This is a genomic window from Actinomadura sp. WMMB 499, assembly GCF_008824145.1.
GTDB lineage: Bacteria > Actinomycetota > Actinomycetes > Streptosporangiales > Streptosporangiaceae > Spirillospora.
Genome location: NZ_CP044407.1, coordinates 1,455,276 through 1,473,804, shown reverse-complemented (window position 1 = coordinate 1,473,804; position 18,529 = coordinate 1,455,276). Strand labels below are relative to the sequence as shown.

At 72.5% G+C, this 18,529-nt stretch carries 19 protein-coding genes; 17 read left to right on the top strand and 2 right to left on the bottom strand.

Annotated elements, in window-relative coordinates; genetic code table 11:
* Nucleotides 1-167: 167 nt before the first annotated feature.
* Complete coding sequence (locus tag F7P10_RS06380) at nt 168-800, top strand: GntR family transcriptional regulator (protein ID WP_151008502.1); 633 nt, start codon at nt 168-170, stop codon at nt 798-800.
* Between the two features lie 18 nt (nt 801-818).
* Here F7P10_RS06380 and F7P10_RS06375 read toward each other — a convergent pair whose 3' ends face one another.
* Nucleotides 819-1,502 (bottom strand): GntR family transcriptional regulator, encoded by a 684-nt coding sequence (locus tag F7P10_RS06375; protein WP_151008501.1) that lies wholly within the window; start codon nt 1,500-1,502, stop codon nt 819-821.
* Between the two features lie 95 nt (nt 1,503-1,597).
* On the opposite strand from F7P10_RS06375, the gene F7P10_RS06370 reads away from it, so the two are divergent.
* From F7P10_RS06370 to F7P10_RS06310, 16 genes are all read left to right on the top strand, one after another.
* Complete coding sequence (locus F7P10_RS06370) at nt 1,598-2,827, top strand: NRAMP family divalent metal transporter (RefSeq protein ID WP_151008500.1); 1,230 nt, start codon at nt 1,598-1,600, stop codon at nt 2,825-2,827.
* Between the two features lie 7 nt (nt 2,828-2,834).
* Nucleotides 2,835-3,509, top strand: a complete 675-nt coding sequence (locus F7P10_RS06365) for an allophanate hydrolase subunit 1 (RefSeq protein WP_151008499.1) — start codon at nt 2,835-2,837, stop codon at nt 3,507-3,509.
* Nucleotides 3,506-4,402, top strand: coding sequence for a biotin-dependent carboxyltransferase family protein (locus F7P10_RS06360; RefSeq protein WP_151008498.1), 897 nt, complete (start codon nt 3,506-3,508; stop codon nt 4,400-4,402). Before F7P10_RS06365 ends, F7P10_RS06360 begins: the two co-directional genes overlap by 4 nt.
* An 11-nt stretch (nt 4,403-4,413) precedes the next feature.
* Nucleotides 4,414-5,238, top strand: coding sequence for a putative hydro-lyase (locus tag F7P10_RS06355; RefSeq protein ID WP_218040634.1), 825 nt, complete (start codon nt 4,414-4,416; stop codon nt 5,236-5,238).
* Nucleotides 5,239-5,316: 78 nt separating this feature from the next.
* Nucleotides 5,317-6,108, top strand: a complete 792-nt coding sequence (locus F7P10_RS06350; protein ID WP_151008496.1) for a serine/threonine-protein kinase — start codon at nt 5,317-5,319, stop codon at nt 6,106-6,108.
* A gap of 172 nt (nt 6,109-6,280) precedes the next feature.
* Nucleotides 6,281-6,718, top strand: a complete 438-nt coding sequence (locus F7P10_RS42040; RefSeq protein ID WP_176611324.1) for a cellulose-binding domain-containing protein — start codon at nt 6,281-6,283, stop codon at nt 6,716-6,718.
* A gap of 228 nt (nt 6,719-6,946) precedes the next feature.
* Nucleotides 6,947-8,161 (top strand): ABC transporter substrate-binding protein, encoded by a 1,215-nt coding sequence (locus F7P10_RS06340; RefSeq protein ID WP_254716449.1) that lies wholly within the window; start codon nt 6,947-6,949, stop codon nt 8,159-8,161.
* Nucleotides 8,162-8,225: 64 nt separating this feature from the next.
* Nucleotides 8,226-8,417, top strand: coding sequence for a hypothetical protein (locus tag F7P10_RS43990; RefSeq protein WP_254716448.1), 192 nt, complete (start codon nt 8,226-8,228; stop codon nt 8,415-8,417).
* Entirely contained in the window at nt 8,363-8,659 is a 297-nt protein-coding gene (locus tag F7P10_RS43985; protein WP_254716447.1) for a carbohydrate ABC transporter permease, read from the top strand. Before F7P10_RS43990 ends, F7P10_RS43985 begins: the two co-directional genes overlap by 55 nt.
* Nucleotides 8,623-9,147 (top strand): carbohydrate ABC transporter permease, encoded by a 525-nt coding sequence (locus F7P10_RS43980; protein ID WP_254716446.1) that lies wholly within the window; start codon nt 8,623-8,625, stop codon nt 9,145-9,147. The genes F7P10_RS43985 and F7P10_RS43980 overlap by 37 nt, the downstream gene beginning before the upstream one ends.
* A complete protein-coding gene (locus tag F7P10_RS06330; protein WP_254716445.1) occupies nt 9,144-10,046 on the top strand; it encodes a carbohydrate ABC transporter permease in 903 nt (300 codons plus the stop codon). Before F7P10_RS43980 ends, F7P10_RS06330 begins: the two co-directional genes overlap by 4 nt.
* Before the next feature lie 2 nt (nt 10,047-10,048).
* Nucleotides 10,049-10,360 (top strand): hypothetical protein, encoded by a 312-nt coding sequence (locus F7P10_RS43975; protein WP_254716444.1) that lies wholly within the window; start codon nt 10,049-10,051, stop codon nt 10,358-10,360.
* Nucleotides 10,297-12,372, top strand: a complete 2,076-nt coding sequence (gene yicI, locus F7P10_RS06325) for an alpha-xylosidase (RefSeq protein WP_254716733.1) — start codon at nt 10,297-10,299, stop codon at nt 12,370-12,372. The genes F7P10_RS43975 and yicI overlap by 64 nt, the downstream gene beginning before the upstream one ends.
* Nucleotides 12,372-13,784 (top strand): GH1 family beta-glucosidase, encoded by a 1,413-nt coding sequence (locus F7P10_RS06320; RefSeq protein ID WP_151008494.1) that lies wholly within the window; start codon nt 12,372-12,374, stop codon nt 13,782-13,784. The genes yicI and F7P10_RS06320 overlap by 1 nt, the downstream gene beginning before the upstream one ends.
* Complete coding sequence (locus F7P10_RS06315) at nt 13,768-14,775, top strand: LacI family DNA-binding transcriptional regulator (protein WP_151008493.1); 1,008 nt, start codon at nt 13,768-13,770, stop codon at nt 14,773-14,775. Before F7P10_RS06320 ends, F7P10_RS06315 begins: the two co-directional genes overlap by 17 nt.
* 116 nt (nt 14,776-14,891) lie before the next feature.
* On the top strand, nt 14,892-17,867 hold the full coding sequence (locus tag F7P10_RS06310; protein WP_254716443.1) for a glycoside hydrolase family 3 protein: 2,976 nt from the start codon (nt 14,892-14,894) through the stop codon (nt 17,865-17,867).
* 43 nt (nt 17,868-17,910) lie between these two features.
* Here F7P10_RS06310 and F7P10_RS06305 read toward each other — a convergent pair whose 3' ends face one another.
* A complete protein-coding gene (locus F7P10_RS06305) occupies nt 17,911-18,528 on the bottom strand; it encodes a bifunctional 2-polyprenyl-6-hydroxyphenol methylase/3-demethylubiquinol 3-O-methyltransferase UbiG (RefSeq protein WP_151008492.1) in 618 nt (205 codons plus the stop codon).
* Between the last annotated feature and the right edge of the window lies 1 nt (nt 18,529).

Below are 18,529 nucleotides of genomic sequence, written 5' to 3'. Positions count from 1 at the left end.
TAACTCAGGGGTAACGCCGTAGGATCGCCACGACGCTCACCGATCATCATTGATCTATGATCGATCATATTCTACCTCGTCAAGACCCCCTTACCTCCCGGCCGCGATCCGGGTGCGCCCGACCGGTCAAGCCGTACTTACTGCGCGTAGGTCTACGATGAAGTACCGTGAACGCGCCCATCCCCTCCCAGCTGCTCCGTACCGGTCTCGCCGATCAGATCCGCGAGTTCATCGTGGAGGGCATCAGCGCCGGACGCTGGGAGCCGGGGGAGCGCATCGTCGAGCGCCGTATCGCCACCGAGCTGGGCGTCAGCCAGGGGCCGGTGCGCGAGGCGCTCCGGCAGCTCGAGGCGCAGCGGCTGATCGAGTCGCTGCCGAACCGGGGCGCGCGCGTCCGCGACTTCACCGAGCGCGACCTCGCCGAGATCTTCCCCGTCCGCGCCGGGCTGGAGCGGACGGCCGTCGAGCTGGCGCTCCCGCGCATCGGCGACCGCCTGGACGCCCTGGAGGAGCACAACCGGCTGCTCTCGGACGCCGCGCGGGACGGGGACCTGCACGCGCAGATGCGGCTCAGCATCGCCTTCCACCGGGAGATCGTCGAGACGGCCGGCAACCGGCTGCTGGTGTCGGTGTGGGAGGGGCTCGGCATCGAGCTGTGGACGACGCTGTCGCTGCGGCTGCACCAGACGGAGATCTACTCCAAGTCGGCCGAGCACGCCGAGCTGATCGAAGCGTTCCGCCGCCGCGACCCCGAGGCGCCGCGCATGCTGCACGACCACGTCATGAACTACGCCCCCTGACCGCCGTCCGGTCGCGCGTCATCCCTGGTCGCGGTACGCCTTCATGAGCTGGGCCTCCGCGTCGTCGAGGTAGCACCGCAGCTCCCGTTCGGCCGCCGCGTGCTCGCCCGCGGCGAGCAGGTCGTACATCCGCCGGTTGCGGGCAAGGTACGGCTCGTGGAACTCGCGGGGCGACCCCATCTCGTGGAAGACCAGCCGCATTTCGGCCATCAGATGGCGGATCATCTCGTCCACCCGGGGGCTGCCGACCAGTGCCGCGACGGCCCGGTGGAAGCGGATGTCGGCCGTGCCGACGTCCGGCCAGCGGCCCTCGGCGGCGGCGGCCTCGCCGTCCTCGACCGCCGCGCGCACGCGGCCGAGCGCGTCCGGCCCCGCGGCGGCGGCGCAGCGGACGCCCTCGGACTCCAGGATCCGCCGCACCCGGTACAGGTCGGACAGCCCGTCGGCGCCGACCCGCCGGACGAACACGCCGCGGTTGAACTCGTGGACGAGCAGCCGCTCCTGCACGAGCAGCCGGAACGCCTCCCGCATGGTGTTGCGCGAGACCTTGGCGGCGCGGCACAGGTCCTCTTCGGGCAGGCGCGCGCCGGGGACGAGCGCGCCGTCGGTGATCTGGTCGCGGAGCAGGTCGGCGACCCGTGCGGCGGTGCTGGAGCGGTCCAGCTCGTGGCGGGCCGCCGCGATGTCATCGAGCCACGTCACCCGATCAGCTTAACCGAATCTTCATACGAGGGGATTGATGGATTGTTGAACAATCCTTACCCTGGCGGAAAGCCGAACCCCCGAAGGGCCCGATCATGACCGACTCCGGCACCCTGGACTCCACCCCGGCCCCGCCGTCCCGATCCCGCCGCGGCGCGCTCGTCGGCGCCATGTTCCTGATGGCCACCAGCGCCGTCGGCCCCGGATTCATCACCCAGACCACCGTGTTCACCGCCCAGCTCGGCGCCGCGATGGCCTTCGCCATCGTCGTGTCGGTGGTGGTGGACATCGCGATCCAGCTGAACGTGTGGCGCGTCGTCGGCGTCTCCGGCAAGCGCGCCCAGGAGCTCGGCAACAAGGTCGTGCCCGGCGGCGGCTACGCCCTCGCGGCCCTGGACGTCTTCGGCGGCCTGGTGTTCAACATCGGCAACGTCGCCGGGACGGCGCTCGGGCTGAACGCGCTGTTCGGCCTGGACGTCAAGATCGGCGGGGCGATCTCCGCGCTCGTCGCCATCGGGATCTTCCTGAGCAAGCGCGCCGGGGTCGCGATGGACCGGATCGTCATCGTGCTCGGTGGCGTGATGATCCTCATGACCCTGTACGTCGCGATCGTGTCGGATCCGCCGCTCGGGGACGCGCTGGTGCAGGCCGCCGCCCCGGAGGAGATCGACTTCCTCATCATCACCACGCTGATCGGCGGGACGGTCGGCGGCTACATCACCTACGCCGGCGCGCACCGGATGATCGAGTCGGGGATCACCGGGCCCGAGTACGTCGGCCGCATCAACCGCAGCGCGGTCACCGGCATCCTGGTCACCGGCCTGATGCGGATCCTGCTGTTCCTCGCGGTGCTCGGCGTCGTCGCGGGCGGCGCGAAGCTCGCGGAGGCGAACCCGGCGCCGTCGGCCTTCGAGCACGCCGCCGGTGAGGCGGGACTGCGGGTGTTCGGCCTGATCATGTGGTCGGCCGCGATCACCTCGGTGATCGGCGCGTCCTACACCTCCGTGTCGTTCCTGGTGTCGTTCTCCTCCTTCGTGGAGAAGTACCGCAACTGGATCGTCGTCGGGTTCATCGCCGTCTCCGCCGTGATCTACCTGATCATCGGGACCGCGCCGGCCAAGCTGCTGGTCCTCGCGGGCGCGCTGAACGGGCTGATCCTGCCGTTCGGGCTGGCGGTCGTGCTGTGGGTGGCGGCCCGGCGCCGCGACCTGCTCGGCGGGTACCGGTTCCCGAAGTGGCTGCTCGTGATCGGCGTCGCGGCCTGGCTGCTGTCGCTGTACCTCGGCTGGAACGCGCTGTCCGGCCTCGACGAGCTCTGGGGATGAGGCACGGGTGCGGATCCTGCCGAGCGGCGACGCCGCCCTCCTGGTCGAACTCCCCGGCCTGCCGGAGATGCTGGGCCTGTACTCGGCGCTGGCCGCGTGCCCGCCGCCCGGCGTCGCCGACATCGTCCCGGCGGCCCGCACCCTCACCCTCCTGCTCGACCCCGCCGCGAACCCGGCCGCCGTCGCCGCCGCCGTGCGCACCGCGCGGCCCGGCGCGGCGCCCGGCACCGCCGGCACCGTCCGCATCCCGGTGACCTACGACGGCCCCGACCTGGCCGAGGTCGCCCGGCTCACCGGCCTGACGCCCGAGGAGGTCGTCGCCGCGCACACCGCCGCGTCCTGGCGGGTGGCGTTCACCGGGTTCGCGCCCGGCTTCGGCTACCTCGACGGCGGCGACCCCCGGCTGGACGTCCCGCGCCGGGCGACCCCGCGGCTGCGGGTCCCGGCGGGCGCGGTCGCGCTCGCCGGGCGGTTCAGCGGCGTCTACCCGGCCGAGTCGCCGGGCGGCTGGCAGATCATCGGCAGCACGTCCCTCGCCCTCTGGGACCTCGACCGGAACCCGCCCGCGCTGCTGCGGCCGGGCCTGCACGTGCGGTTCGAGGAGGCCCGGACGTTCGAGGAAGCCCGGACGTTCGAGGAAGCCCGGACGTTCGAGGAGGCCCGGATGGAGGAGAAGCCGTGAAGCGGGCGCTGGACGTTCTCGCCACCGGCCCCCGCGCCACCGTCCAGGACCTCGGCCGCGCCGGGCACGCGGCGCTCGGCGTCGGGACGTCCGGCGCCGCGGACCCCGCGTCGCTGCGGCTGGCGAACCGGGCGCTCGGCAATCCCGAGGGCGCCGCCGCGATCGAGGTCACCCTCGGCGGCCTGCGGATCCGCGCCCGCGGCGGCGTCTTCGCGGCCGTCACCGGCGCCCCGGCCCCGCTCGTCCTCGGCGGCCGCCCCGCCGCGCCGAACACCGTCCTGCACGTCCCGGACGGCGCCGAACTGCGGCTCGGCGCGCCGCCGACCGGGCTGCGCAGCTACCTCGCGGTGCGCGGCGGCGTCGCCGTCCCGCCCGTCCTCGGCTCCCGCTCCACCGACACGCTGTCGGGCCTCGGCCCGCCGCCGCTCGAGCCCGGCGCCGTCCTGCCCGTCGGGCCGGCCCCGGCCGCACCGCCGCTGCTGGACGTCCTGCCCGTCGCGCCGCCGCCTGCCGGGACGGTCGAGCTGCGCGCCGTCCCCGGCCCCCGCGCGGACTGGTTCGTCCCCGGCGCCCTCGACGCCCTGTTCACCGGGACGTTCGAGGTCACCAGCGAGACCGACCGCGTCGGGATGCGGCTGGACGGACCCCGTTTGAAGCACGCGGAACGGGGCGAACTACCCAGCGAGGGAACCGTCACCGGGGCGCTGCAGGTCCCGCCGTCCGGACGTCCCGTGCTGTTCCTCGCCGACCATCCGGTGACCGGTGGCTACCCGGTCATCGCCGTCGTCGCCGCCGCCGACGTGGGACGCGCCGCCCAGGCGCGCCCCGGCCAGCGGCTCCGGTTCCGTCCGGTCCACGCACCGGACCTGGACCTCAGGAAGGCACCGCAATGACCGACAGTCCCATGACCCGCTCCGTTCCCCCCGACCGTGCCCCCGACCGGGCGCCGCTCGACCCGGGGGCGCTGACGCCCGAGCAGGCCCGCGCCCTGTTCCGGGCCGGGCTCCGCGTCCCCACCGCCGGCTGGTGCACGGGCCGGACGCAGGCGAACCTCATCGCCGTCCCGCGCGACCAGGCCTACGACCTGCTGCTGTTCGCCCAGCGCAACCCGAAGCCGTGCCCGCTGCTCGAGGTGACCGACCCCGGCGCCGTCTCCGCCCCGATCTTCTCCGGCGACCTGCGCACCGACCTGCCCGGATACATCGTCTACGAGAACGGCGAGCCGGTCGCCGAGGTCACCGACGTCACCGAGCACTGGCGCGACGACCTCGTCTCGTTCCTGATCGGCTGCAGCTTCACGTTCGAGACGGCCCTGCGCGACGCCGGGGTCCCGATCCGGCACGTCGAGCAGGGCGTCAACGTCCCGATGTACCGGACGAACCGGCCCTGCCGGCGCGCCGGGGAGTTCGGCGGCCCGCTCGTCGTGTCGATGCGCCCGGTGCCCGCCGCCCAGATCGCCGACGCCGTCCGCGTCACCGCGCGCTACCCGTCCGTCCACGGCGCGCCGGTGCACGTCGGGGACCCCCTCGAACTCGGCATCGAGGACCTCGGCCGTCCCGACTACGGCGATCCGGTGGACGTGCGGGTCGACGAGCTCCCGGTGTTCTGGGCGTGCGGCGTCACCCCGCAGGCCGCCGTCGCGGCGTCCCGGCCCAAGTTCGCGATCGGCCACGCCCCCGGCCACATGGCGATCACCGACGCCCGCGACACCCGGTACCTGGTGCCCTGAGCCCGCCCGCCCGCACCGGCCCCGGGCCCGGGCCCGCCTCCCGAGCTGGGACGTTCTCGCCTGGCATAGGCTGCGGGCATGCCGGAGACCGTGGGCCCGGGCGACCTGCCGGGGGAGCGCTACCGCATCGAGGCGCCGCTCGGCTCGGGCGGCATGGCCACCGTGTGGCGCGCCCACGACCTCGTCCTCGACCGGGCGGTCGCGGTCAAGGTGCCGCGCGAGGGATGGCCGGAGGAGTTCACCCGGCGGCTGCGGCAGGAGGCGCAGGCCGCCGCGGGCCTCGCCCACCCGAACATCACCGGCGTCTACGACTACGGCGAGCACGATTTCGGCGGGCGGAGCGGCGTCCCGTACGTCGTGATGGAGCTGCTCGACGGCGAGGCACTGGCCGACCGGCTGGCGCGCGGCCCGCTGCCGTGGCGGGAGGCCGCCGCGGTGTGCGCCGCGATCGGGGACGCCCTCGCCGCCGCGCACGCGGCCGGGATCGTGCACCGCGACATCAAGCCCGCGAACGTCTTCCTGACGCCGGTGGCCGTGAAGGTCCTCGACTTCGGCATCGCGTTCACCGGCCCCGACCCGGCGGGCGGGCCCGTCCTCGGCACCCCCGCCTACACCGCGCCCGAGCTGTTGGACGGGGCGCCGCCGTCCCCGCCGCGGACGTGTTCTCGCTCGGCGTCGTCCTCGGGCAGGCGCTCACCGGCGGGCCGCCGGGCACCGCCGACCTGCCCGCCGACCTTCCCGCGGACGTGCCCGCCGACCTCGCCGCGCTGTGCCGGCGCTGCGCCGATCCGCGCCCGGACGCCCGCCCCGACGCCGCCGCGGCGGCCCGCGCGCTGGCCGAGGCGGCGGGCGTCCGGCTGTCGCGGGTGATGCCGGACGGCCCGGCGCCGCCCGGCGCACCGGCCCGGCCCCCGCACCGGCCCTCCACGACCGGACGCGCGTCCTCGACGACCCGCTTCCCGGCCCGGAACCGGACACACCGGCGGACACACCGGCGGAGGCCCCCGCGTCGCCGCGCAAGCCGCTGCTGATCGCGGGCGCGGTGGGCGGCGCGGTGGCGCTCGCCGCGGTGCTGCTGTCGCTGCTCTCCTCCGGCGACCCGCCGTCGCCGGGCGCCGCGCCGGGCGGGACGTCCGGCGGCCCGTCGGCCGTCGCGCAGGGCGCGGCGTGCGAGGTCGCGTACCGGGTCGACGGGACTTGGCCGGCCGGGTTCCAGGCGACGGTGCGGATCACCAACCTCGGCGACGGGCCGATCGACGGGTGGCGGCTCGGGTTCGACCTGCCGGACGGGCAGGCCGTCACGCAGCTGTGGAACGGGACGCCGGTGCAGGACGGCGCCACCGTGACGGTCACGCCCGCGGGCTGGAACCGGTCGATCCCGGCGGGCGGGACGGTCGAGTTCGGCTTCCTCGGCAGCAGTGCCGGGGACGGCGGGACGACGCCCGAGGGGTTCCTGCTGAACGGCGCGCGCTGCCGCTGAACCGGCACCGGAGCTGGGAGCGCTCCCAACGTGTTCGCCCAGGTCAGTCGCCCGATCCGGAAAGTGATGCGGAACGACCTATTGTGCGGCGCTCGCCCCCGGGGTTAACATCCCGCAATCGAAACGCTTCGACGAGCGAGTCGAAGCGCTTCGATTGGAACGCGACAACCACCCCGGCACCCACTCCGACCCCGACACCCACTCCGTTCCACCCCCGGAGGAACACCCATGATGAAGGCAGGCAAGGGCGCGGCCCTGATCGCGGCGGTGGCCGCGAGCGCGCTCGCGCTCACGGGCTGCGGCGGCGGCGACGCCGAGTCCGACCCGAACGTCCTCAGGCTCTGGCACTACGAGTCGCCCGACAGCGCGATGGGCGTCGCCTGGAACGCGGCGATCAAGGAGTTCGAGAAGTCCCACCCGGGCGTCAAGGTCGAGTTCGAGGAGAAGGGCTTCGAGCAGATCCAGAAGACCGCCTCGATGGTCCTGAACTCCGACGACGCCCCCGACATCATGGAGTACAACAAGGGCAACGCCACCGCCGGGCAGCTGTCCAGCCAGGGGCTGCTCGCGGACATGACCGCCGAGGTCCAGGAGCGGGGCTGGGACAAGCTGATCAGCCCGAACGTCGCCGTCACCGCGAAGTACGACGACCAGGGCACCATGGGCGGCGACAAGTGGTTCGGGGTCCCGAACTACGCCGAGTACGTCATGGTCTATTACAACAAGGAGATGTTCGAGGAGCACGGCGTCGAGGTCCCGACCACGATGGCCGAGTTCACCGGGGCGCTCGACAAGTTCGTCGCCGAGGGCGTCACGCCGCTGACCAACGCGGGCGCCGAGTACATGGCGCACCAGTTCGTCTACCAGCACGCCCTCTCCAAGGCCGACCGCAACTGGATCGACAGCCTCCAGCGCTACACCGGCCCGGCGAACTTCGGCGACGCCGCCTGGACGCACGGCGCGACCACGTTCCAGGACTGGGTCGAGAAGGGGTACGTCGACAAGAACACCGTCGGGCAGAAGGCCGAGGAGGCCGGGGTCGCCTTCATGAAGGGCGAGTACCCGATGATGTTCTCCGGCAGCTGGTGGTTCGGCCGCGTCAACGCCGAGTCGAAGTTCGACTGGGGCACGTTCGTCTGGCCCGAGGCCAAGTTCACGCTCGGTTCCAGCGGCAACCTCTGGGTCGTCCCGGAGAGCTCCGAGAACAAGGAGCTCGCCTACGACTTCATCAACATCACGCTGCAGAAGCACATCCAGAACCAGCTCGGCAACGCGGGCGGCATCCCATCGCCGCCGACCCGGCCGCGATCACCGACGAGAAGTCCAAGCAGCTCATCGCGGACTTCGACAAGCTGGCGGAGGGCGACAAGCTCGCCTACTACCCGGACTGGCCGGTGGCGGGCTTCTACGACGCCCTGGTCGCGCAGACGCAGCAGATCATGAACGGCGAGGACCCGAAGAAGGCCATCTCCGCGCTGCAGCCCACCTATGAGGACGGCCTGCCCGAATGAGCGGACGGTCCGGGCGGGCCGGCGGCCTCGGCGGCCGGCTCGCCTACCTCCCCTACCTGCTCCCCGGGCTGCTGCTGTTCACCGCCGTGATCGGCGTCCCGTTCGTGATGAACATCGGGACGAGCTTCACCGAGTGGTCGGGCGTCGGCACCCCGAGTGGGTCGGCCTGGAGAACTACAAGGAGCTGATGGGGGACGAGAGGTTCTGGTCCTCCTTCCGCAACAACGTCCTCGTCATCCTCGGCATGGCGATCGTCCCGACGATCGTCGGGCTGGTCCTGGCTGGCGCGCTGACCGACCTGATCGACCGGCACTTCGGCTCCCGCACCGCCGCCGTCCTGCGCGCCTGCATCTACCTGCCGCAGGTGCTGCCGGTCGTCATCGCGGGCGTGGTGTGGAGCTGGCTGCTGGCCCCGACGACGGCGCGGTGAACGCGCTCCTGGAGGCCGTGGGCCTCGGCTCGCTCGCGCACAACTGGCTCGGCGACCCGTCCACCGCGCTCTGGTCCGTGCTGGCCGTCATGGTCTGGACGCAGATCGGGTTCCCGCTCGTGATCTTCATGTCGGGGCTGCAGCGGGTCGACCCGTCGCTGTACGAGGCGGCCGAGATCGACGGGGCCTCGTGGGCCCGCCGGTTCTGGCACGTCACGGTCCCGCAGATCCGCCCGGAGATCTTCGTGGTCCTGCTCTGGACGACGATCGCCGCGCTGAAGGCGTTCCCGCAGATCTTCGTCCTCACCAAGGGCGGACCGGGCGGGGCGACGAACGTGCCGTCCTACTACTCCTACGTCAACTTCTTCGAGAAGCAGGACGTGGGGTACGGCTCGGCGATCGCGACCGTGCTGACCCTCGTGATCATCGCGCTGACCGTCGTCTTCCTGCGGGCGCAGGGACGCGAGCTGGAAGGGGAGGACCGGTGACCGCGACGCTCACCAAGCGCACCCGCACCCCGGCCGGCGACCGCCGCGACCGCCGCGACGCGCCCGGCCGGCGGCACCGCCGCGGACCGTCCGCCTACGCGGTGCTGGTCGCGCTGATCGCGATGGCAGGGATCATGCTGATCCCGTTCGCCGTCGTGCTGTTCAACGCGCTGAAGACCCCGCAGGAGTACTCGTCCAACGGTCCCCTGTCGCCGCCCGAGGGCGTCTACCTGGACGGCCTCCGCGCGTTCTGGGAGCGCACCGACTTCGGCCAGGTGCTGGTCAACAGCGCGGTCATCAGCGGCTCGGTCGCGGTCCTGGCGGTGCTGCTGTCGGTCCTGAACGCCTACGCGCTCGGCATCGGCCGCATCAAGGGCCGCATGTGGGTCCTCGTCCTGCTTCTCCTGGCGAACACGCTGCCGCAGGAGGCGCTGGTCTACCCGCTGTACTACCTGTCCAAGGAGTTCGGCCTCTACGACACCCGGATCGCGGTGATCATCGTGTTCACGGTGATCCAGAGCGCGTTCGGCACCTACCTGCTGTCGTCGGTGCTGTCGGCGTTCCCGCGCCCGCTGCTGGAGGCGGCCCGCATCGACGGCGCCGGACGGTTCCAGATCCTCTGGCGGGTCGTGGTCCCGGTGATCCGGCCGACGCTGATGGTGATGATGGTCTTCTTCTTCGTGTGGACCTGGAACGAGTTCCTGATCCCCATGGTCTTCCTGATCTCCAACGACAACCAGACGGTCTCGGTCGCCCTCGGCGTCCTGCAGGGCCAGCGGATGATGGACGCCACGATGTCCAGCGCCGCCTCGCTGCTCGGCCTGCTCCCGACCGTCATCTTCTTCCTCATCTTCCAGCGCACGCTCTCGCGCGGACTCACGGCAGGAGCAGTGAAGTAGCAATGAAGTTCAGCGACGGCTACTGGATGATGCGCGAGGGTGTGCGGGCGAGTCATCCGGTGGAGGTCCTCGACGTCGACGCCGGACCGGACTCGCTCACCGTGCACGCGCCCGTCCAGCGGATCCGGCACCGCGGCGACCTGCTCAAGGGCCCGGTGGTGACGGTGACGGCGGCGTCGCCGATGCCGGACGTCATCGGCGTGACGCTCACGCACTTCGCGGGGAGCGGGCGCGCGGGCCCGCGTTCGAGCTGGCGGACGCCGCGCCCGAGGTCGTCGTGGACGCGCCCGACGGCGCGGACGCGGCGACGCTGACGTCCGGCGCGCTGACCGTGCGGGTCCGGCGGGACGGGACGTGGGGCGTCGACTTCCTCGCGGAGGGGCGGCGGCTCACCGGCAGCGCCCCGAAGGCCGCCGCGATCATCGGCACCGACGAGCGCGGGCCGGGAGGGGGCCGGCACTACGTCCGCGAGCAGCTCGACCTCGGCGTCGACCACTTCGTGTACGGGCTCGGCGAGCGGTTCGGCCCGCTGGCGAAGAACGGGCAGTCGGTGGACGTGTGGAACGCCGACGGCGGCACGGCCAGCGAGCAGGCGTACAAGAACGCGCCGTTCTACCTGACGAACGCGGGCTACGGGGTGTTCGTCGACCATCCGGGCCGCGTGTCGTTCGAGGTGGCGTCGGAGGTCGTGACGCGGACGTCGTTCAGCGTCGAGGGGCAGTCGATGCGGTACTTCGTCATCTACGGCCCGACGCCCCGGGAGATCCTGCGCAAGTACACGGCGCTGACGGGGCGGCCCGCGAAGCTGCCCGACTGGTCGTTCGGGCTGTGGCTGTCGACGTCGTTCACGACGTCCTACGACGAGGAGACCGTCACCTCGTTCATCGACGGGATGGCCGAGCGCGACCTGCCGCTCAGCGTGTTCCACTTCGACTGCTTCTGGATGCGCGAGTTCCAGTGGTGCGACTTCGAATGGGATCCGCGCGTGTTCCCCGACCCGCCGGGGATGCTGCGGCGGCTGAAGGAGCGCGGGCTCAAGATCTGCGTGTGGATCAACCCCTACATCGGGCAGCGGTCGCCGCTGTTCGAGGAGGGCCGCGCGAACGGCTACCTGCTGACGCGCCCGGACGGGGACGTGTGGCAGTGGGACCTGTGGCAGCCGGGCCTCGCGGTCGTCGACTTCACCAACCCCGAGGCCCGCGAGTGGTACGCGGCGAAGCTCGACGCGCTGCTGGAGATGGGCGTCGACTGCTTCAAGACCGACTTCGGGGAGCGCATCCCCACGGACGTCGTGTACCACGACGGGTCCGACCCGGAGCGCGCGCACAACTACTACGCGTTCCTCTACAACAAGACCGTGTTCGAGCTGCTCCAGAAGAGGCGCGGTGAGGACGAGGCGGTGGTGTTCGCGCGGTCGGCGACCGTGGGCGGGCAGCGGTTCCCGGTGCACTGGGGCGGCGACTGCGAGTCGACGTTCGAGGCCATGGGAGAGAGCCTGCGCGGGGGCCTGTCCCTGGGCATGTCCGGGTTCGGCTACTGGAGCCACGACATCGGCGGGTTCGAGGGCACGCCCGATCCCGCGCTGTTCAAGCGGTGGATCGCGTTCGGGATGCTGTCGTCGCACAGCCGCCTGCACGGCAGCGGCTCCTACCGGGTGCCGTGGCTGTTCGACGAGGAGTCGGTCGACGTCCTGCGCACCTTCACGAAGCTGAAGATGCGGCTGATGCCGTACCTGGCGGGCGCCGCGCGGCAGGCGCACGAGGAGGGCGCGCCGATGATGCGCGCGATGGTCCTGGAGTTCCCGGACGATCCGGCCTGCACGCACCTCGAACGCCAGTACATGCTCGGCGACGACCTCCTCGTCGCCCCCGTGTTCGCGCCCGACGGGACGGTCGCCTACTACGTGCCCGACGGCGTGTGGACGCACTACGCGACCGGCGAACGGGTCGCGGGCGGGCGCTGGGTGCGGGAGACGCACGGGTTCGAGAGCGTCCCGCTGCTGGTCCGTCCGGGCGCGGTGGTCGCCGAGGGCGCGGTCGACGACCGTCCCGACTACGACCACGCGGACGGCGTCACGCTCCGGGTGTACGAACCGGCCGACGGCGCCCGGATCGTCACGAAGGTCGGGGACGCGACGTTCACGACCGAACGCACCGGCGCGACCGTCCGCGTGACCGGCCCGGACGCGGGGGCGTGGAACGTTCTCCTGGTCAACGCGCGGGCGGCCGGCGTACGGGGCGGTACGGCCGCCGAGGACCCGCGGGGCGCGCTCGTCGGGGCGTCCGGCGGCGAAGTCGTCATCACTCTGGAAGAGGAGCAGAACTGATGGTGTTTCCCGAGGGGTTCCTCTGGGGTACGGCCACCGCGTCCTACCAGATCGAGGGGGCGGCGGCCGAGGACGGCCGCGCGCCGTCCATCTGGGACACCTTCAGCCGCACGCCGGGCAGGGTGCTGAACGGCGACACCGGCGACGTCGCCACCGACCACTACCACCGGTGGCGCGAGGACGTCGCCGCGATGGCGCGGCTCGGGGTCGGCGCGTACCGGTTCTCCATCTCGTGGTCGCGCGTCCTGCCCGGCGGGGAGCCGAACGCGAAGGGGATCGACTTCTACTCGCGGCTGGTCGACGAGCTGCTCGACCACGGCATCGCGCCCGTCGCGACCCTCTACCACTGGGACCTCCCGCAGGAGCTGGAGGACGCCGGCGGCTGGCCCGTCCGCGACACCGCCCTCCGGTTCGCCGAGTACGCCGAACGGATGGGGCGGGCCCTCGGCGACCGCGTCCACACGTGGACCACGCTGAACGAGCCGTGGTGCTCGGCGTTCCTCGGCTACGCGTCCGGCGTGCACGCGCCCGGCCGCACCGGCCCGGTCGACGCACTGAAGGCCGCGCACCACCTCAACCTCGGGCACGGGCTCGCGAACGGGGCGCTGCGCGGGGTGGTGGCGCCGGACGCGCGGCACTCGGTCACCCTGAACCTGCACCACCTGCGCGGCGAGGACGAGGCGGTCCGGCGCGTGGACGCCGTGTCGAACCGGGTGTTCCTGGACCCGATGCTCGGCCGCGGCTACCCCGCCGACCTCAAGGACGACACCGCCGGCCTGACCGACTGGTCGTTCGTCCGCGACGGCGACGAGGAGACGATCGCCGCGCCGCTCGACGTCCTCGGCGTGAACTACTACTCGCCGACGCTCGTCCGGACCTGGGACGGGACGTCGCCGCGCGAGCACGCGGACGGGCACCGGCAGGGGGCGGCGACGCCGTTCGTCGGCTGCGACGACGTCGAGTTCGCCGTGCAGCCCGGCCCGTACACGGCGATGGGCTGGCCGATCGACGCGACCGGCATGGACGAGCTGCTCCGCCGGCTGCACCGCGAGTACCCCGGCATCCCGCTGATGGTGACCGAGAACGGCGCCGCCTTCGACGACGAGGTCGACGCGGAGGGCGGTGTCCGGGACGATCGCCGCGTCGCGTACCTGCGCGACCACATCGCCGCCGTCGGGCGCGCGATCGCCGCGGGCGCGGACGTCCGCGGCTACTTCGCCTGGTCGCTGCTGGACAACTTCGAGTGGGCCTACGGCTACTCGAAGCGGTTCGGCCTGATCCACGTCGACTACCCGACCGGGGAGCGGACGTGGAAGGACAGCGCCTTCTGGTACCGCGACGCGATCGGGACGAACGGGGCTAAGATCGACGCCCCGGACAACGACGGGACGGCCCGTGGTCAAGATCACTGACGTGGCGCGGCACGCGGGCGTGTCGCCGAGCACCGTCTCCTACGTGCTGAGCGGCAAGCGCTCGATCTCGGAGGAGACCACCCGGCGCGTCCGCGCGAGCATCCGGGAACTCGGTTACCGCCCGCACGCGGGGGCCCGCGCCCTCGCCAGCAGCCGGTCCAACGTCGTCGCGCTGATGCTGCCGCTGCGCAGCGGCGTCGCCGTGCCCGTCGTGATGGGCTTCGCGACGTCGGTCGTCACCGCCGCCCGCCGGCACGACCACGATGTCCTGCTGCTCACCCAGGAGGAGGGCGAGGACGGGCTGCGCCGCGTCGCCGACAGCGCGCTCGTCGACGCGCTCATCGTGATGGACGTCCAGCTCCGCGACCCGCGGCTGCCCCTTCTCCGGTCGCTGGACCGGCCCAGCGTGCTCATCGGGTTCCCCGCCGACGCCGACGACCTGACCTGCATCGACCTCGACTTCCACGCGGCGGGCGCGGCGTGCGCCCGGCACCTGGCCGCGCTCGGGCACCGCGAGGTCGCGATGATCGGCTCCCCGCCCGAGGTGTACGAGCGGGAGACCGGGTTCGCGCAGCGCGTCACCGAGGGGTTCGCCGCGGCGGTCCGCGAGCACGGCATGACCGGGGACGTCCACCCGTGCGAGGCGAGCGCGGACGCGGCGAAGGACCTGGTCGGACGGCTGCTGCGGGAGCGCCCGGACCTCACCGGGATCCTCGTCCACAACGAGCAGGTCGTCGACACCGTCGTCCGCGCGCTGCGCGCCGAGGGTCGCCGCGTCCCGCAGGACGTGTCGATCGTGGCGATCTGCCCGGACGAGCTGGCCGAGCACGCCGATCCGCCGCTGTCGTCCGTCGCGATCCCCGCCGGGGAGGTGGGCGGCCGCGCGGTCGAGTTGCTGATGGCCAAGCTCGACGGCGAGCCCGTCCCGGCCGCGACCCTGCTGCCGCCGACCCTGACCCCTCGCGCCAGCAGCACCACCGCCACCCGCTGACCGGCCCGTCCGGCCCGTCCGGCCGTCACCGCACCGAGGGAAGGAGGTTTCCCGACCCGTCGTCGAAGCGCTTCGACGACACCGTCATCGGGGGCGAGTTCACCCAAGGAGCAAGGTTGAAACTCAGCCGTGACAGATCACGTTCCCCAGGCCGGCGTAGCCGGTCGCTGACCCTCGTCCTGGCCGCCGCACTCGCGGCGCCGCTCATCCAGGCCGTCCCGGCCGCCGCCCGCGAGACCCTCCCGTTCCGCGACCCCGGCCTTCCCGTGGCCGCCCGTGTCGACGACCTGCTCGGCCGGCTCACGCTCGACGAGAAGATCGGGCTCCTGCACCAGTACCAGGCGCCGATCCCGCGCCTGGACATCGGCCGGTTCAAGACCGGCACCGAGGCCCTGCACGGGCTCGCCTGGACCACCGACGTGCACGCGGACGGCGCCGTCCGCACCGCGAAGGCGACCGTGTTTCCGCAGTCGGTCGGCCTCGGCGCCACCTGGGACCCCGCGCTGATGAAGGAGATCGGCGCGGTCGTCGGCACCGAGGCGCGCGGCTATAACAGCGAGAACCCGGACGTGTGGGGCCTGCAACTCTGGGCGCCCGTCGTCAACCTGCTGCGCGACCCGCGCTGGGGCCGCAACGAGGAGGGCTACTCCGAGGACCCGCTGCTCACCGGCCTGCTCGCGACCGGCTACGGCCGCGGCATGCGCGGCGACGACCCGGACCGCCTCAAGGCCGCGCCCGTCCTCAAGCACTACCTGGCCAACAACAACGAGTACAAGCGCACCGAGACCTCCTCCTCCCTGCGCCCGCGCACGAAGAAGGAGTACTACGAGGTCCCGTTCAGGATGCCGATCTCGGGCGACGCGGTCACCGGCGTCATGACGGCCTATAACAAGGTGAACGGCCGTCCCGCGACGGTCACGCCGGACACCGCCGGGCTCGTCCGCTCCTGGACGGACGAGACGCTGTTCAACGTCACCGACGCGGGCGGCCCGAACAACCTCATCGGCTCGCAGAACTACTTCCCCGACCTGGCCACCGCCGACGCCGCCACCCTCAAGGCGGGCGTCGACAGCTTCACGGTCGACGACACCGACTCCTCCATCACGATCGGTGCGGTCGAGGAGGCCCTCGACCGGGGCCTGCTCACCGAGGCCGACGTCGACGGGGCCGTGCGCCGCATCCTGAACATCCGGGTGCGGCTCGGCGAGTTCGACCCGGACGGCGGCCCCTACTCCGGCATCGGCATGGAGGCCGTCGACAGCCCCGAGCACCGCGCCCTCGCCCGCGAGGCCGCCGTGGAGCAGACGGTGCTGCTCAAGAACGAGAAGAAGGCGCTGCCCCTGTCCTCCGGCGAGAAGGTCGCCGTCGTCGGCCCGCTCTCCGACACCCTCTACACCGACTGGTACTCCGGCGCCCTCCCGTACGAGGTGACCCCGCTCGACGGCGTCCGCGCCCGGGCCGGCGCGGAGAACGTCACCACCAGCGAGGGCGTCGACCGCATCGCGCTCAAGGACGTCCGGACGGGCGAGTACGTCGCGGGCGGCGCCGGCGACGATGGAGCCGTCCTCAAGACCGGCCCGACCACCCCGGACGCCACCACGCAGTTCGACGTCTTCGACTGGGGCCAGGGCATCGTCACCCTGCGCAGCGTCGCGAACGGCAAGACCGTCGGCCGCCACAACTGGGGCGCGAACCTCTCCAACAGCCAGGCGCAGCCGAACGGCTGGTTCGTCCAGCAGATGTTCGAGTTGGAGGAGCAGCCCGGCGGCGAGCACCTCCTGCGCTACGCGGGCTACGAGAACCCGGCCGACCCGTACGTGCGGGTGCTGGACGACGGCACCCTCGCGCTCGCGGCCAAGGCCGACGCCACCCCGTTCGCCAAGGACGTGATCAGCAGCGGCACCGAGTCCGCCGTGCGGGCGGCGGAGCAGGCGGACACGGCCGTCGTCGTGGTCGGCAGCATGCCGTTCATCAACGGCCGCGAGGACCACGACCGCACCACGATGGACCTCGCCGAGGGCCAGCTCGAGCTGATCAAGGCCGTCCGGAAGGCGAACCCGAACACCGTCGTCGTCGTGGAGAACAGCTACCCGACGACGCTCACCTGGTCGGACGCGAACGTCCCGGCGATCCTGTGGACGAGCCACGCCGGCGCCGAGACGGGCAACGCGCTCGCCGACGTGCTGTTCGGCGACGAGAACCCGTCCGGCAAGCTGCCGCAGACCTGGTACCGGTCCGCCGAGCAGCTCCCGAGCATCCTCGACTACGACATCATCGACGCGGACCGCACGTACCAGTACTTCAAGGGCGACCCCCTGTACGAGTTCGGGTACGGGCTCTCCTACACCACGTTCCGCTACGGCAAGGCGAAGCCGAGCCGCCGCTCGATGAGCGCCGACGGCACGATCGAGGTGACCGTCCCGGTCACCAACACCGGGCGGCGCGCCGGTGAAGAGGTCGTCCAGCTCTACACCCACCAGCGCGAGTCCCGGGTGAAGCAGCCGGTCAAGGAGCTGCGCGGCTTCGCCAAGGTCGAGCTGGCCCCGGGCGAGACGAAGCACGTGAAGCTGGAGATCAAGGCGTCCGACCTCGCCCACTGGGACGTCACCCGCAACAGGTGGACGGTCGAACGCGCGCACCACGACGTGCTGATCGGCTCGTCCTCGTCCGACATCCGGCAGCGCGTGAAGATCAGCGTGCGGGGCGAGCGGATCCCGGCCCGCGACCTGTCCCGGCCGACCCGCGCCGCCGACTTCGACGACCACGACGGCATCGTCCTGGCCGACGAGACCAAGGCGGACGGCGACGTCGTCAGCGGTTCCGCGGGCGCCTGGATCCAGTTCGCCGACGCCGACCTCGGCAAGGGCGCCGGCACGATCACCGCCCGGGTCGCGGGCACCGCGCCCACCACCATCGAGGTGCGCCTCGGTTCGCCGGACGGGCGCCGCGTCGGCACCCTCGACGTCCCGTCCACCGGCGGCGTCTACAGCTACCGGGAGATCACCGCCGACCTGCGCGACACCCGCGGCAGGCAGGACGTCTACCTGGTGTTCGACGGCGAGACCCGCCTGAGCACCGTCACCCTGAAGTAACCGCCGAGAGCCCGCCCCGGAACGCCGGGGCGGGCTCCGGCCGTCACGGGCCGGTACGACGGACGGCGATGACGTTGTCGAGCAGGGTGCCGGTCTGGCCGTCCGGGCCGGTGGCCTCGCGCTCGTGGACGCCGCACCGCTCGGTCGTCCAGGCCGCCGGGTCGAGGGCCAGGTCGGCGAACGTCTCGTCGGCCGTCGGGAACCGGTGGTCGTGGTGGTGCTTCGACCAGGGCGGGGCGGCGCCGTGCTCGACGATCAGCAGCAGCCCGCCCGGTGCGACCGCGGCGGCCGCCGACCGCAGGATCTCGGCGCGCGGCCAGTCCAGCGGGGACTGCAGGAACTGCGCCGACACCAGGTCGAAGGACCCCTTCGGGAAACCGTGCCCGAGGTCGTGCCGCTGGAACTCGACGTCGACACCGGCCTCGGCCGCGTGCGCCGCCGCGCGCTCGAGGGCGACGGCGGACACGTCGACGGCGGTCACGCGCCACCCCCGGCGGGCGAGCCAGACGGCGTCGGCGCCCTCCCCGCAGCCGAGATCGAGCGCGGTGCCCGGGTCCAGCGCCTCGACGACGCCGACCATGACCGGGTTCGGGTTGCCGCTCCACACCCGGTCGCGGGCGCGGTAGTGCTCCTCCCAGAACTCCTCGGTCTCGTTGCTCATG